The 15,759-nt window shown below is 45.7% G+C and carries 18 protein-coding genes; 3 read left to right on the forward strand and 15 right to left on the reverse strand.

Translation table 11 applies throughout. The features are described 5' to 3' along the window. Positions 1-97 precede the first annotated feature (97 nt). Positions 98-673: a hypothetical protein gene (locus tag B6K83_RS14835; protein ID WP_085285704.1), complete on the reverse strand. Its 576-nt coding sequence runs from the start codon at positions 671-673 to the stop codon at positions 98-100. Between the two features lie 234 nt (positions 674-907). Here B6K83_RS14835 and B6K83_RS14845 point away from each other — a divergent pair, with 234 nt between their 5' ends. Then, complete coding sequence (locus tag B6K83_RS14845; RefSeq protein WP_085285706.1) at positions 908-1,795, forward strand: tyrosine-type recombinase/integrase; 888 nt, start codon at positions 908-910, stop codon at positions 1,793-1,795. Further along, entirely contained in the window at positions 1,792-2,844 is a 1,053-nt protein-coding gene (locus B6K83_RS14850; protein ID WP_085285707.1) for an IS91 family transposase, read from the forward strand. Before B6K83_RS14845 ends, B6K83_RS14850 begins: the two co-directional genes overlap by 4 nt. A gap of 252 nt (positions 2,845-3,096) precedes the next feature. On the opposite strand, the gene dfrA31 is transcribed toward B6K83_RS14850, so the two are convergent. From dfrA31 to B6K83_RS14875, 5 genes are all read right to left on the reverse strand, one after another. After that, positions 3,097-3,570: a trimethoprim-resistant dihydrofolate reductase DfrA31 gene (gene dfrA31 / locus B6K83_RS14855; RefSeq protein ID WP_085285708.1), complete on the reverse strand. Its 474-nt coding sequence runs from the start codon at positions 3,568-3,570 to the stop codon at positions 3,097-3,099. Positions 3,571-3,593: 23 nt separating this feature from the next. Then, positions 3,594-4,472 (reverse strand): alpha/beta hydrolase family protein, encoded by an 879-nt coding sequence (locus tag B6K83_RS14860; protein WP_085285709.1) that lies wholly within the window; start codon positions 4,470-4,472, stop codon positions 3,594-3,596. 99 nt (positions 4,473-4,571) lie between these two features. Continuing rightward, the gene (locus B6K83_RS14865) at positions 4,572-4,931 is read right to left on the reverse strand and encodes a VOC family protein (RefSeq protein ID WP_085285710.1); all 360 of its coding nucleotides are present in this window, start codon (positions 4,929-4,931) and stop codon (positions 4,572-4,574) included. A gap of 120 nt (positions 4,932-5,051) precedes the next feature. After that, positions 5,052-5,507 (reverse strand): hypothetical protein, encoded by a 456-nt coding sequence (locus B6K83_RS14870; protein ID WP_085285711.1) that lies wholly within the window; start codon positions 5,505-5,507, stop codon positions 5,052-5,054. A 121-nt stretch (positions 5,508-5,628) separates the two neighbouring features. After that, a complete protein-coding gene (locus tag B6K83_RS14875) occupies positions 5,629-6,204 on the reverse strand; it encodes a hypothetical protein (RefSeq protein WP_085285704.1) in 576 nt (191 codons plus the stop codon). 369 nt (positions 6,205-6,573) lie between these two features. Here B6K83_RS14875 and B6K83_RS14880 point away from each other — a divergent pair, with 369 nt between their 5' ends. Then, complete coding sequence (locus B6K83_RS14880) at positions 6,574-7,536, forward strand: integron integrase (RefSeq protein ID WP_071171154.1); 963 nt, start codon at positions 6,574-6,576, stop codon at positions 7,534-7,536. Between the two features lie 206 nt (positions 7,537-7,742). Here the strand turns inward: B6K83_RS14880 and B6K83_RS14885 are convergent, their stop codons facing one another. The 9 genes from B6K83_RS14885 to B6K83_RS14925 all read right to left on the reverse strand — a co-directional run bounded on the left by B6K83_RS14885 (position 7,743) and on the right by B6K83_RS14925 (position 15,628). Then, positions 7,743-8,450 carry a hypothetical protein gene (locus tag B6K83_RS14885; protein WP_085285712.1) on the reverse strand — a complete coding sequence of 236 codons (708 nt, stop codon included), beginning with the start codon at positions 8,448-8,450 and terminating at the stop codon, positions 7,743-7,745. Positions 8,451-8,539: 89 nt separating this feature from the next. Then, positions 8,540-9,580, reverse strand: coding sequence for a DUF7146 domain-containing protein (locus B6K83_RS14890; RefSeq protein ID WP_437438163.1), 1,041 nt, complete (start codon positions 9,578-9,580; stop codon positions 8,540-8,542). A 118-nt stretch (positions 9,581-9,698) separates the two neighbouring features. Beyond that, entirely contained in the window at positions 9,699-10,040 is a 342-nt protein-coding gene (locus tag B6K83_RS14895) for a plasmid-related protein (RefSeq protein WP_085285714.1), read from the reverse strand. Then, entirely contained in the window at positions 10,040-10,537 is a 498-nt protein-coding gene (gene radC, locus B6K83_RS14900) for a RadC family protein (RefSeq protein WP_000791199.1), read from the reverse strand. The genes B6K83_RS14895 and radC overlap by 1 nt, the downstream gene beginning before the upstream one ends. 85 nt (positions 10,538-10,622) lie before the next feature. Beyond that, the gene (locus B6K83_RS14905) at positions 10,623-12,278 is read right to left on the reverse strand and encodes a VWA domain-containing protein (RefSeq protein ID WP_085285715.1); all 1,656 of its coding nucleotides are present in this window, start codon (positions 12,276-12,278) and stop codon (positions 10,623-10,625) included. A gap of 69 nt (positions 12,279-12,347) precedes the next feature. Beyond that, positions 12,348-12,788 (reverse strand): hypothetical protein, encoded by a 441-nt coding sequence (locus B6K83_RS14910; protein WP_024015929.1) that lies wholly within the window; start codon positions 12,786-12,788, stop codon positions 12,348-12,350. A 61-nt stretch (positions 12,789-12,849) separates the two neighbouring features. After that, positions 12,850-13,803 carry a DUF3150 domain-containing protein gene (locus B6K83_RS14915; RefSeq protein ID WP_000027441.1) on the reverse strand — a complete coding sequence of 318 codons (954 nt, stop codon included), beginning with the start codon at positions 13,801-13,803 and terminating at the stop codon, positions 12,850-12,852. 98 nt (positions 13,804-13,901) lie between these two features. Then, complete coding sequence (locus B6K83_RS14920) at positions 13,902-14,666, reverse strand: hypothetical protein (protein ID WP_437438165.1); 765 nt, start codon at positions 14,664-14,666, stop codon at positions 13,902-13,904. A gap of 2 nt (positions 14,667-14,668) precedes the next feature. Further along, positions 14,669-15,628: an AAA family ATPase gene (locus B6K83_RS14925; RefSeq protein WP_024015927.1), complete on the reverse strand. Its 960-nt coding sequence runs from the start codon at positions 15,626-15,628 to the stop codon at positions 14,669-14,671. Between the last annotated feature and the right edge of the window lie 131 nt (positions 15,629-15,759).

Here is a 15,759-nt window from a genome sequence, read left to right on the forward strand (position 1 = left end):
TAGGTAACTAACGCCTCAAACACCGGCATGGTGAAGTTGGCGGCTTTTTTGGAACAAAAAAGGTGACAGCTTTACCATGTCCGAGTGCTTTGACTTGTTACACGGCCACTGCACCGGCCAAGGTTACTGTCTCGGCACACTGCATCACAGGCATCGGGCCGACCTTTTTATTTGAATTTTTCTTTATGAAATTATTTAGCTTACGCGATGCGCTTGAGACAGCTTTCCAATCCCACTCGGATGGCGAACCCATAACATCACTATAATTAGGCTCCCAAGCAGTAGCACGCTTTTCGGTATTATGGTTGGTATGGCTATATTGCAAACCAGCTTTGTTGATGCCTTTTAGCTCAAGAGATATAAGCCCCCAGCCATCTACACGATATCTGTGAGTAGCCCCTCGGCACTTTTTAGGGTTTAGCTCAATTCGATTTACCTTCACATTTAACGATGCTTTAACAGGCCATAGCATGAGAGTTGCAGAGCGATTTTGGCAATTTGAAAACTCATCTAATTGATAGTACTCGACAACTTCTTTTGTGCTTAAAAATTCAACAAGCTCTGTTTCGTATGCGGAGTATGATTCGAAAACTCTGCATCCCATTTCGTCAAAGACGAAATCGAGTATCTCTACAAAATCATTGTCTATTGCATAGAAATTACAATTTGGCATCTGCTCGATATTTCCTTGCCGTGTAACGCCCTGTTAAGGGGTGAGCAACGCAATACCGAAGCTTCCGCATACCACCTTAACCACTAAAACCAACGCATAGTAAAAATGCCACGCGTTGTGAATCCCTCTTAAACAGTTTGTTGAACGAAGCCGCTGCGCGGCAGAGTCAATAGCCTCTTGTCCATACTCTTCAGTAACACTGTCATTCCGACCGTGTCTACCGGAGAAATGATTATGACACCTCATGAACAAGAACACTTCAATTTTCTTTACCAACAACATCTTACCAATCTAAAGTTGCAAGGCAAAAGACCAGCCACTATTGATGCCTACTCTCGTGCTGTTCGTCGTATTAGTGAGTTTTTTAACCGTTCACCTGATACGTTGACCACCGCAGAACTTCGCACTTACTTTGCGAGCCTTATCCAATCTCACTCATGGAGCACCGTCAAACTCGACCGTAACGGCTTGCAGTTTTTCTATCGCTACACCCTCAATCAGCAGTGGGAATGGTTAAATATCGTCAAACCACCGCAAGTGAAGCGTCTGCCGGATATTCTAACTCCTGAGCAAGTGGCATTACTGATAAGCACCACCAGAAAGCGCCACTATCAAGTGTTCTTCCTTACCCTGTATTCCATGGGATTACGCCTTGGCGAAGGACTCAACTTAACCACTCAAGATATCAACAGTAGCGCTATGCAAGTGCATATTCGTGAAGGTAAAGGCGGAAAGGACAGACTCATTCCCTTACCACAGAGAACACTGAATGCGCTTCGATCTCACTGGCTTACCCATCGGCATCCCACTCTTATATTCCCTGGTAATAACGGTCAACAAAACACACCAATGGACAGAGGCGGAATACAAAAAGCCATGAAACAGGTGCTCAAAGAGTGTCATCTCAGCTCTGCCATTAGCCCGCATTCCTTACGCCACTGCTTTGCCACCCACCTGCTTGAACAAGGACTTGACCTACGTTCACTGCAAACCCTGCTCGGTCATGGCAGTTTAAATACCACCGCTCGCTATACCCAATTAACTCAACCCAAACAATACAACATGGCAATAGCGTTGAACCAACTGGCTGACCGCCTCACTTTAAGATGGGAGGACGCATGAGCGTTTTTATCGAACTGCTTCGCCAGTATCGTGATGAACTTGAGCGGCATTATGACTCTCACATCACCGATGATATCCGCCAAGCCATGGCCGCTATGTTGCGTTGCCAAACCGAGCAACAAGGACGCTCTCAATGGTTTTGTTCTCACTGCCATCATGATGACCGATTGCCACTCTCGTGTGGTCACCGACACTGTCCTCAGTGCCAACACCGCACCACATCAGACTGGCTAGAGCGCCAAAAACAAAAACTCTTGCCCGTTCATTACTACATGGCGACCTTCACTTTACCTTATGAGTTAAGGGAGCTAGCTCGTCAGCACCCCAAAGCACTCTATCAGGCAATGTTCACTGTCGCTTCGAGCGTATTAAAAGACTTCGCCCAAACAGAACATAAAGGAGAACTGGGCTTTACCATCGTGTTACACACTCACAGTCGACAACGAAATCTGCATCCGCATCTCCACGTTATCGTCGCTGGCGGCCGGTATGACGCTTCCCGACAACAATGGCACAAGGGCAATAAACGTTACTTGTTTAATGCCTTCGCTCTCGCTAAAGTCTGGCGAGCAAGACTGCTCGATGCCATCGTTCATGATGACGTCATGTCCTTACCTAAAAGCGTACCAAACAAGTGGGTGGTTGACTGCCGATGTGTTGGCTTCGGACTGCCCGCTCTTCAATATCTCTCCCGTTATCTTTATCGGGGCGTATTGCCAGACAAAGACATCATTAAAGTCACTGATACCGAGGTCACCTTCCGCTATCTAGACAGCCAAACCAACACGCATCAAACCCGGACTCTGCCCGTACTGAAGTTCTTATGGCTTATCCTGCAGCATGTCCTGCCCAAAGGAATGCAACGTGTCAGAGACTATGGCTTCTTGCGAGGAAATGCCAAACAGACACGCGTTAGGATCCAGTTGCTGCTACTTGCTTTGTTTTACTGTACTCCGCATAAAGAGCAACCGGTTAGAAGCAAAGCAGTGCGAGCTTGTCCCTGTTGTGACCACGAGATGGCTTGTGTCGGGGTAAGCCGACCGAGCTAGCCGAAAGGTAACCCGAATAAGGATAATGGCCGCGACTTCATTAATAGGAGATACACTGAAAAAAACACCGAAATGTTAGAGGGTTATCGACGTGATGAATAAACATCGTCACGCCGTGGCTTTGCTCGCCTTGAAAATACGGTCTACTCCGTACCTACCATAAACATCGAATCTGCAATTTACTATATAAGTGGCTTGGGCTTGTTCAACACCCAGATAAAGTGTCGGCTGCGCGACACTTATCCTTGTTTGTTAGCCCTTTGCCCAAATTTGGTACGTGTAATCAATATTTGAACTGAAACTTTGCTCAAATGTTTGTTTGAAACACTGTGGAACCGAAGGGAAAAACACGTCGCCAGAGATGTGCTTATGAATCACTGAAAGATGGATAACATCTGCTTGTTCGATTAATGCTTTGTAAATTTCACCACCACCAGAAACAAAGACATGTGTTGTTGTATTGTCTAAATAAGATAATGCCGATTCAATGCTGGTGAAATAAATAACATCTGGATCATTCGAGACCATTTCAGAACGAGTAACCACAGCATATTTCCTATTGGGAAGTTTACCCATTGAGTCGAAAGTTTTACGACCGACTAAAAGCCAATGATTGTAAGTCATAGCTTTGAACAGGAGCTGCTCACCTTGTACATGCCAAGGTATATCCAATCCAGAGCCAATTACTCCATTCTCGGAAACTGCTGCCATAATGGATATTTTCATTTTTCCTCCTGAGGGCTAACGCCTCAATCAGCCGACGCGTTAGCGGTCGACTGCATTGACTTGTTAAGCTTTCCACCTTCGCAGTGCTCATCTAGAAATTGAATCGCGTCATCGAACCACACGGCCACTCCCCGATATGGGAGGCTGTGACCATCATTCTTGCTTGAGCCAAATTTCGGATATATCTGGATTTTAGCCTTCTTTCCAGCCTGCTCCATCACGGAGAATAGCTCCCTGCTAGGGCTCAAGTCATAGTCGTTCTCAGCCTGGAAGAAGAAAACAGGGGCACGAGCTACAGTTGCTGCGCTCCTGAGCAGTTCCCGAAGCTCCTGTGAATCAGCCCAGCTCTGAGCCGCTCCAGAAGCATTTACTCCCGCACAGTAGTCGGCTCTTCCCATTCCTAGCATCACCTGAATACCACCGAACGAATTTCCAACAGTGGCGATACGAGTGTTGTCCACAAATGGCTGTGTTCGCAGCCATTCCAACGCGGCCATTTGATCATTAAGATGATCTTTTTTATGCAGCTCAACAAGCTTTTCCTCGGCACTCTCGAATAAGAACCACTTCGCATCGCTTATTTCTTCCATGATATATGTCCCTTGGTCCTCGCTTAACCCCTGCCCGCGTCGATATGGCATGAAAAAAGCCCACCCCTTTTCGATGAAATTTGGCGCTATTGCGGCGCTAGCCATGCTATTTACCATCTTTGGTGCGCTTCCGTGATTGAATAGGACCACAGGGAATGGGCCTTCACCTTCAGGGAGAAACAGTTCACCACCTAACGTGAGATCTCCGCTTGGGAATCTTACGATTTTTGGTGTCTCCGGGGCGCCAGATGCCCAGCAGCTCGCGGCGAATCCAAGAGCAGAACAGATAGTTAATGTTCGCAGGTATTTCATTCATGTCTTCCTTGCTTGAGGCTAGTTGCTTAACGCCCGCCATAAACGGCGTGAGGAACGAACGTCCGGCGACCGAAGGGAGCGAATTTGATGGCTTGGTTATGCATCGGGCTCGGACCAGACAGCATACTCATTTCCACTTGGGTCAGTGAAGTGAAATCTCCGGCCGCCAGGGAAGTCGAATATATCCTGAACCACCTTGCCGCCTGACGAAGTAACCTTACTGACTGTTTCCTCAAGCTCTGAGCTATAAAGAACGACCAGTACGCTACCGCTATCAGGTGAAGCTATTTTGTCGGACTTGTAAAAGCCGCCATCTAATCCAGCATTCTCAATAGCCACATATTCGGGACCATAGTCGACGAATGACCACCCGAAAGCCGAAGTAAAGAATGCCTTCGTTGCCTCAAGATCCCTTGAGGGGATCTCAACATAGTTGATTTTTCCCGTTTCCTTCATGACGGTCTCCTGTATGCATAACGCCCGCTTAACAGGCGCAAAATACTTGGCTAAAATTAGGAACGAAGTGACGCAAGCCAAGCTTTTTGCGTCCTTTGTTGAAGCGTTTGTTAGCTGTGCTTACTCCGTATACATTTGCCAGCCATTTTCCGTATTTATAAAATAAATTTTATGTATCATCTCACTAATGTCGCCCTTTTCAAACTCGCCGTACTCTTTTACTAAAGCCATACGCATAAAACCTGTACCAGACATCATACCAAACAAGCCCTTGGTAAGTTTTCCAACGGCATCTTTAGGTTTTTCTTCTTTGATTTCACTATTAGCCATTTCGATAAAATCATCTAACCCAACTAAAAAGTGTCTTTCAAACTCGATCTCAGAAACATAGTAACCATCGAGCATATAGCCATTAGTTTTTTTAATGTTTTTTATTTCAAAAAGACCATCTTTAGAATTAATAATCGCATAATCATCAAAAGCTATTTGTAATTCCTCATTGGATGGGCTTTTGGAACATGCCACAAGAATTAAAGTGGCGAGAACAATAGATACATTTTTAAAATAATTTTTCATTTTCATCCTTAAAAAGATAATTAACAAACAGCTAACGCCTCAAACACCGGCATGGTGAAGTTGGCGGCTTTTTTGGAACAAAAAAGGTGACAGCTTTACCATGTCCGAGTGCTTTGACTTGTTACACGGCCACTGCACCGGCCAAGGTTACTGTCTCGGCACACTGCATCACAGGCATCGGGCCGACCTTTTTATTTGAATTTTTCTTTATGAAATTATTTAGCTTACGCGATGCGCTTGAGACAGCTTTCCAATCCCACTCGGATGGCGAACCCATAACATCACTATAATTAGGCTCCCAAGCAGTAGCACGCTTTTCGGTATTATGGTTGGTATGGCTATATTGCAAACCAGCTTTGTTGATGCCTTTTAGCTCAAGAGATATAAGCCCCCAGCCATCTACACGATATCTGTGAGTAGCCCCTCGGCACTTTTTAGGGTTTAGCTCAATTCGATTTACCTTCACATTTAACGATGCTTTAACAGGCCATAGCATGAGAGTTGCAGAGCGATTTTGGCAATTTGAAAACTCATCTAATTGATAGTACTCGACAACTTCTTTTGTGCTTAAAAATTCAACAAGCTCTGTTTCGTATGCGGAGTATGATTCGAAAACTCTGCATCCCATTTCGTCAAAGACGAAATCGAGTATCTCTACAAAATCATTGTCTATTGCATAGAAATTACAATTTGGCATCTGCTCGATATTTCCTTGCCGTGTAACAGCTTAATCATCAGAAGTGTGTATAGAACTTTTCAATATTGAGTCTAACAACATCATTCCAATAAGCTTTAAATTAATCATTTCATGAACTTAAGCCTAGATTAACTAAAATGCAACAATAATTTTAGAGCAGAAACCAAGCCAATCGTCAAAGCGAGCCTAATATAGGGTCGTTATGTAAACTTATTATTATAAAAATCAAATAAAATCAGACTGTTAATTTACATCATCTCCATGAAACCAATACCTTGTTAAAAACAAAGCGAGAAATAATTTGAGTTTTTGGCGTATCGTTATTATAACTGTATAAATAAACAGTAATCAAAGTTGAAGGATTTATTGATGGCTAAATCTCAATTTATCGAGTCAATGAGAACTGAGCTCAGAACCAAGCATTATAGTTATGCAACCGAAAAATCTTATTTGCACTGGGTTCGTACTTTTATTCGTTTTAACGATTATAAACATCCAAAGGATATGGGAAATTCAGAAATTGAGCGCTTTTTAAATCATCTTGCGGTCAATCGGCAAGTCAGTGCTGCGACTCAAAATCAAGCGCTTTGTGCAATCATATTTATGTACAGAAATGTGATTAAAAGAGAAATTAACGAGCTTGCATATTCGTTTACCAAAAGACAAAAAACTATCCCAACAGTATTAAGTACCCAAGAAGCAATGTTAATTATTTCCAATTTGTCGGGTAAGTATCGAATCATAGCCAGTTTGTTATTTGGTGCTGGTTTAAGAATAAATGAGGCTCTAAAATTAAGAATTAAAGACATTGATTTTCACAATAAAAGTATTTTTATCTTCCGCGGTAAAGGGAATAAAGATCGCTGTACATTGTTGCCCGAAAATTTAATTGTCTTTTTACAGGCTCAAATTGAAAAAGCTAAACAGTTACATCAACAAGACATAAGAGATGGTTTTGGCCTTACCTCAATGCCTATCAGTTTGATCAAAAAATACAAGTCTGCGGCCAAAGATACTGCTTGGCAATATATCTTCCCATCAAGTGTTCGCTGCGCACATCCACAAGACGGCTATATTTGTCGTCATCATATTCACGAAACTGCATTTCGAAAACAACTCAGACTCGCAGTCAAGAATTCGGGAATACATAAACGGGTAACGGCTCATACTTTTAGACATTCATTTGCAACTGAGCTACTGCGTTCTGGCGCTGACATTAGGACGGTTCAAGAACTACTTGGTCACAATGATGTAAAAACAACTGAGATTTACACGCATGTCATTGGCTCTAAATTTGGCTATGCTCGCAGTCCGCTTGATCTGGCGTACTGAAGTCTTAAATCTTCTAATAGTAAATCCGTTGTCTGTTTTTAGTCTGAGAGCCAACGTTCAATAAAAAGCGAACTAAGATCTGTTATTCGCTCAATGCAGTCCTTTAGAGTAATTACGTTAACTCACAATGGGGCAGAAACGAGTTACGCTGAAGGCCAGCTTTTGGCACATAAGTAATATTCATGAAGTGCGAATACTGCATTAGCTCACTTTACTGCAATAACTGTAACCAACGTTTTCATTCGGTCACCCGGAATCATAACAAAGTGCATTTTGCTACCAAGATGCTGCCAGAACTCGGCCTCTTGTGCATATTTTTTTGCTTTTTGGATAGCGACGTTTTCTGGCAACTGAGTTTTAGTTAGCCCCGAACATAGCAGCTTTGAGCACAAAGCCTTCCAAGGATGCTTAGGTACACCGTCTGAAAGCCGTTCCACAAACCGTTCCAGTGCATGACGAGTCACCACGACAGGTCCAATGTTCGGAACGTTGATGACCTCATCGATTTCTCTCACTGTAGCATTATCGACGCTGTATTCTTCGAAGGAATGTGAGAGCCAATCGTCCCGCTTCTCTACCGAGATCTGTGCTTCCTGGTATCGAGTGAGCAAAAACCTGGTCAGGCTGTAAAGTGAATGCTGAGTTGAGCGTTGTTTCTGTAACTTTTTGATAGCTCCTTTACTGACTCGGATTTGAAGCCCATTACCGCTTCGGTTACTCCCCATCACCTCTTTCACTGACAGTAGGTGATGAATAGCATAAACCTCAGCTGCAATTGGCTTTTGCTGCTCAGGTAGCTTGTCGTATTGCTCACCTAAATCGACCTTTAGCTCACCACCTCTTCGAAGTCCGGTCTTCCAGTAAACCGTATACTTGCCATCAGTCTGCTTTGTTAAAAGGGTTAATACCATCATGTTTTTTTCTCCTATTGGTTATCTATTTTTCATTCTCCATGTTTTTTCAAATATGCAAGGCGCAAAAAAAGGGGCCGAAGCCCCTTGGATCAGGTATGAACTTTAGGAAAGCCCATGGCACCGTAAACATTCAGCACATCATTCCAATCCCAACTTTTCACGCCAAGTGACGTTGGTATCGGAGGGATCAGGACTTGTGTCAGAATGCCTTTCTGCCAGGCTTTTTTCTTGAGTTCATTCGCTGCATTCAGGCCGGTCTCAGAGAGATCGTGATCTGCCCAGATGTACAGCATTTTCACATTACTTGGTGGTTCAAACCTAGCCAGTAGCGTTGCATTCACAACCGACCAACATGTTTGTCCCGTAGCTCTGGTAACCGCTAGAGCTGTTTCGATGCCTTCAGAAACACCTAATACCTCACCAGGCTCACCTATCGGAATAGCACCACCAGTGATTGTTCTGTCACTTGGTATCGGCATCATCTTTTTAGGCTTTTCAACCGGCGCTTTGAATCCATCTTCACTTAGGTAGATCCGATGAAACGTGGCCGAACGCCCTTGCTGAGTAACGATTTTACCTAGCAGCGCTGGGTAGCCATCGATAAACAGACCATCTTCATCATGGTAAGGCAAGTTTGGATGAAACCTCAGCACCGAATCCCATTCAGGACGAAGCCGGGTAACAATGCCACGACGATGCAAGTAGTTCCAAACTGGTTGCGCACGAGTATCTGCAAGAGATAACGTTTCTCCCCACGTTTGATTCAAACGTTGGATAATCGCTTTGTCCTCTACCTGCTTTTTAGTCTTCCAGTCAACAGTGTTACTCGGTATTGCCCGAGTTGGTACTTGTCCGGGTTGAATACCTAGAACTTGACCGATTGCTTCAATAGACTGAGCAAAGTTCCATCCATTAATCCAAGACAACAGTTCAAAGCCATCATGAAAGATACCGCAGGTGTTACAAACGCCACCTCCGGTATATTCAGCATCTTTGAACAGCCTAAAGCCATCACGACCGCCATGAACAGGGCAAGCCACATGACGGCCTTTTCGAGCAATAGCGGCATCAAGTTCTGGCACCAATGCCGCCAATACCTGAAGCCATTGACCATTAAGATATGGCCTCACTGTTTCAATCTGTAAAGGTATCGCCATATAACCTCCTTAAGTAAAAAGCCGACTCCTACCACAGGTGGTAAAAGTCAGCTTGGGTCCTGCATTGAGCCGTTTGGTTAATGCAGGAACGTTAGTCAAGCTGGATACCATGTCGTCTTAATAGCCACATGATGGAATCACGAAGCACATCAGGATCAACAACCGCAGCTATTGCGCAAACACGAAAGCAAAATGGCGCTATTTCGTCATTCTGAATCCACGACAACACATCCTTTCGCAACCGAGTACTGACACGACCGTCCAGTAATACACGGATCGCATCCAATAGAATGCCTTCGCGTAACTGCCAGATTTCCGTGTCAGACCAAGTGACTGGGGCATCATCAAACTCAAATAGAAATTCGAGCTGTGATGATGTGTGTTGATGGAACTGCTTTTGTGATGTAGGAGAATGGGCAATGCGCCCATTCATCAAAGATAACCGCGTTCGGCAAGCGAAACGCAGCCCTCGGATGCGACCACGACATGGTCAAGCGTTCGAATATCAACAAGTGACAAGGCGTCACGGAGTCGATGAGTGATGCGTTTATCAGCTTCACTGGGTTCAGGATCACCCGATGGATGGTTATGAACCAGTATCACTGCTGCCGCATTAAGTTCTAGTGCTCGTTTTGTTACTTCCCTTGGATACACGCTCGCTGCATCTAAAGTGCCTTTGAACAGCTCTTCAAATCGAATGACGCGATGCTTTGTATCAAGAAACAGCACACCAAAAACCTCGTGCTCATACTCGTGCATCAGTGTTTGCAGGTATGAGAACGCCGATGATGGCTGTTCAATTTTGCGACCTTTACTCAATCGACCACGGGCAAGCTTGAGCGCCATATCTAAGATATCTGCTTCAGTCACTTGCTCAGGAACGATGTAAGTACCGGCTTCTTCGCCAGCTAAGAACTTTTTGTTTTTCATAGGAGTCTCCACAAAAAAAAGCGGAGACGAACCCATGCCCTGACGGGGACGGAATCGTCCCCGCAGGGTGGTAAAATTGATGTGGTTACTGAATTAACAGTTGTTGTGTTACTTCAAATAACTCACGCTTTAGATCTTTGACGTCATTAATCACAATGCTTTGAGGAAAGAATTTCTCAACACTGCGTGTTTGAATCCCGATCCCCAGCAGCTCAAAGCCACTGCGTCTGCACCGGTCAACAATGTCATGCGTGGCAGCCCAATCATCTGGGTCACCATCCGTTAGCACTATCATTAGCTTTCGCTTCTGTTTTTGTGCTAACAAACTGTTTGCAGCAAACCACATCGCTTGTGCCATAGGCGTACAACCTCGTGGTTTTTGGTCAAAACAGGCGGCCCGATGTCGAACCGATTGCTTGGGCAATAACGCGATAGAAACTTCCTGATGAATACCAGGAAAATAACTGACCGCAGGTACAACACCCGGTATGCCTTCCAGTGCCATGGCCAAAGCCAAAGCGGCTTCATTAGCAACATGAAAGTACTTTCGATTACCTTCGCCAATGGGCTTACCCATTGAGCCCGATATATCGACAAGCAAGTGCACAGCAGCATTGGGCGCAATGCGAGGTTGCCTTTGAATAAACAATCTCGACTCACCTGCTTGTGAAGCGGCAAGACGATGGGTTGCAACTCGAAGACCGTGCCTTTTGACATGATTCCGATTGTCCTGACTGGACTGAACCATGCCCCTAAGTCGGGCTCGAATTTGAGCAGACTCCGACGCCGATAAGGTCAAGATAGCCTCATCACCCAACATAGCCTGCTCTGCTTGGGGCAAACTGAGTGGAGTGACGCCCTGATGTCCTTCAGCTTGTTCCGACAACACTTCTGCCACTTGTGCAAAGGTATCGGGTTCAAACTGAGCGGCACTGGCCTCTAAGGCTTGTCGCAAATTGTCAGCTTGATCAGAGTTATCTGAATCACCCGTTTCAGCAAAATCCCCCGTTGCAGACGAATCTGTTTCTGGGGTTTGACTATCACTACTGTTATTGCTGTCATTACTCGCATCTTGTCCAATGTCATTACCGCTATCAGCATCCGACTCATCCTGTGGTGGACGAGATTCTTCTTCCAACATGGCAACGATGGCATCGACAAGTTTCAGCACTTCACCTGTAGACCCTAAGCTAGGCACTGCTGTCAGCATGGCGCTTAACCGGCTCATCGCTGCGGCAGGAAAGAGTTGTCTCACTCTTTCATCAACCGCTTGATACAAAGGCGTCAGCGCTTTCTGACCCAGAAAGTGGCATCTCAAGCGAAACAACAACCATGCTTGCAAGTTAGATGCAGGCTCAGGCTGTTCAGGTACACTCATTTGCTGTGTGTCCACCATGTACTCAATCACTTGCGAAATACTGCGCCGGGTTCCGGGGTAATCCTTTGCCAATTCGTTTTCAATGCGAACGTCCTCAATGATATTGAGAAGTGCCTTACGGATCGGCTTGGACGACGCCTTCTGCACCATGTCAAAATTGGTATGCCGAATATGCGCCGCTTCATGAGCCAGATAACCCCAAGCTATCTGTTGATAGTGTGGGTCGTCTGGGTTTGCTGTTGGGATCACAATCCGCTCACCATCGGTAAACGCATCTTGTCCTTGAATAAGCACCTTCACACCAAACTTTTCGCCATAAGCGGCGGCAACGATTGGCAGTGCGTTTTTTAATGGATGATTCATGGGAGTCTCCTAATCATTAGGGGGAATACTCCCTCAGCGGGAGCGTTTCCCCGCTGGGAATGTGAGTGTTTAAACCTGTGCTTTTAGCTTATCCAGATCGTATTTTTGACCTAACCAAGCCACCAATTGAGCTGGACTCTCGTGCTGCTCAAATGACGTTTTAAGCTGGTCTAAACTCAGGATGTCATCCAATGTCAGACCGTACTGGTCTTGTAACTGAGTAGACACCTCGTGTTGATATTGCAGCCAGGCCCGCTCAAAAGCGGTTTGCTGCAATGCCATGTTTGGAACAAATACCATGGCCGTTACCCAAGCTCCTTGTGCGTCCGCATCTGCGATCAAAACAGGGTTCTTGGGGATCACGACACTATGTGTTGAGTACGACCGTTGTACTAACGTTCGACAACACGCCACTTCTGGTATCGATTCACTTTCAACCGCATCAGTCACACCACGAAAATGTGCTTCAAACTGGTTCAGTTGGCTGGGGTTATGGATGGTTGATTGCATAATTTCCTCTTACATAGTTCAGAGGACATGCGCCCTTAAGGGCAACATGCCCTCAAGGACGTTAGAAATAAAATGAGTTTGGTACAGTCGAACCAAGGTTTGGTCTGACGGTTGGTTGTGGTATTGCACGTAAGTTATCTGCCTGAGCAGATACTGGCTGTGCGGGTTTAGGTTCAGGTTTGGGCATCAGTTGTCTGATATCCAATTGACCTTCACCGTGCATTCTCATCTTGTCTGGATCAGACAAAATTAAAATGGTCGCCATCAGTTCGTGATAGAGATTGTCTGTCACAGGGCCGGTCTTCGGCAGACGAACAAATAAATTGTCCATCGCTTCGACCATCGGCTGAACTCGATGATCCAGGAATGACAAACCATCCAACTTGTCTCTTAACCGTTTGAGAGGGTTAAGGGCTCGCTGACTGATTTGATTCTTACCTGCAACAGAACGCTCAAACAGTTCATTGGCATCACGAGCCACTTCCCTAAAGAGGGTGTGTCCCATACCATTGACCTTGTCATCTAAGCCACCAGCTTGTTCAGCTGGTTGCATTCGATAGATGGCATAATCGAACTGAAGCCGTTGTTCCACGTCTTCGATGGGTGATAATGCACGCCGGATTGCATCTGCAAATTCCGGGTGTTTTGCAACCCAGTCAAACGTCACCTGATCATAGTTGTCCAAGAACAACTGCTTGCACTGCGCAAACTCCTGACCGATCCGGTCAAGCTCTGGAACAATCTGATCAATTCGGTCTTCAGGGACGGCATAGCCACCTAAAAACCGCACACCGACTTGCTCACACAAGCGCTGCGCTTCTTTCTTAAGCCTTTCAAAGTTCGCCAATGCCTCTGGGTCGCAAATTTTTTTACTCCCTAAGCTGGCAACATCCTTCGGTGGAAGTTGGCTGCCATTGGCTAATCTGAAATCTTCAGGCCTTAGTTTTTTTCTACCGCTCCAGATGGAACAGTCGATGTGACAAATCAAAAGTTTGTCGAGGGTTTGAATACTCATAGTGCATCCTCATGCGAGATGGGGACGCACCACTCCCAGCAGGAGCAATGGCCCCCGTTTGGGTGGTAGTAGTTGACGCGCTAATGGCAATACCACTATCAGAAATAGTAATTTTGCGAATCAGGCGACGATCGGTTGAGATCGATTTTCACAGGCATTAAGTCCAGTGCTTCAGCTATCGGGCGAACCCGCTCTAAATCACTGCCTAGCAACCGCAATACATCTTTTTCCAACTTCAGTTGGTCGGATACTTCTATCCCTTCAGGACTCGCTACTGTGAGTGAACACAGTGGTGGTAATTGACGCTTAAAAGCCAGTAACAGCAACAATGGCCACGGGCCATCATCAGTGTTAACAATGCCAGCGCCTTCACCTGACACCATGCTGATTTGATTGGTACTAGGTAATCCGCTTTTGCAAAACCCTAATGACCATTCTCCAATCCTGACCTGGTTATCATCAATAACAGCCAAGCCATAGGCTTCAAGCAGCTTTGCCATATCGAACAACGCTTTTTTCGCCAGCGATATTTGGCCATTGACGTCCTTGCGAGTACGAAACTCCCAACTGACGTTATTGACGCACGCGACACTATCTAGCGCATTTGAGAGTTCAAATGGCCGCCCTTGATGATCAATGCCGACTTGTCCAACCAATCGATAACCCTTGTTGATTTTCTCATTGATTCGTCGGTCTGCTTCAGCGTTAGGATCAGTCGAATCAATCAATCGCTGCTGCGACAATTGACCGGCTTTTCCAAACCGAACTTCAATCTCCTGGGTATCCGATCCAACGTAAATGGCCCATTCTTTGGCTGTCCCATCAGAATGACGGTAACGGTAAAGAGCAAAGCACTTATCCATCATCAATCCTCCCAATGGTCACCGAAGACATCAGCGGCAATACGGTGAATGGCTTCTCGTTGCTCCAACTCAGCACGAGCCGTCAAAGACCGAACCAGTGCATACTCCACTGCGTTAGGAGCGCCTTTAAAAGCAAGTGTTAACTTTGCCCAGCGCACCAAGGTCCGAGTGGACATAGTGATACTAAGCTCAGCACCACCATCCGCGCCCCCAATAAAGAGACGACGAATGTCACCAGCCACTTTCACCATTTTTTGGCGAAAGACTTCTGGCAAGCCCGGCGCAACGTTCTCCAGAATGGCTTCCTCTACAGAAGGCTCTGCATAGGTCGCTTCGATGATTCTAAAGCGATCAAGAAAAGCCAAATTCTGTTGGAGCACACCTTGATACAAGCCCGTTTGGTCACCGCTGCCCGCACTGTTGCCGGTAGCGATAAAACGAAACTTGGTATGTGGCATGATGATCTCACCGCCATTTTGTGCGATGACCAACGGGGCACCTTCCAAAATGTCATTGAGCCCAGCCAGTTCAGCAGGCTCAGCAAGATCCATTTCATTAATGATCAGCAAATGGCCATGCTTGACAGCCAGTGCCAGCGGCCCATACACAAAGGTCATGTTGCCATTAACCAGTGTGTGGTGACCGATAAGATCGGACAACTCCAATCGACCGTGCGCAGTAATTTGCTGAACAGGCCAATTCAATCGAGAAGCAACTTGGCAAATTAGCGAGGTCTTACCGCATCCAGTGGGGCCTGTAATATACAAACCGTCACCGTCTGGGTGAGACAAGAACGCCAATACGTCACGTAAGTCTTCTTTTCTAAAAACATACTCGTCCTTGCGAACGGGAATGTTTGGATGGGTAGTGTCGGCACTAAATCCTTCCAGAACGAAAGCATCAGGAGCCGGGACATTAAACGCTTGATTCACTTGAACCAAAAATGGGGATTGTTCTGTCATGGTAAACCTCATTAGTTTTAACGAGGCCCCATGCCCCAACAGGGAATGAAGTCCCCGTCGGGTGGTGTGTTGATTGTGGTATGGCTGTGTATGTAAGAGTTCAGCTCGCTCTATCATTCGTACCCAGCATT

Source organism: Colwellia chukchiensis, assembly GCF_002104455.1.
Lineage (GTDB): Bacteria > Pseudomonadota > Gammaproteobacteria > Enterobacterales > Alteromonadaceae > Cognaticolwellia > Cognaticolwellia chukchiensis.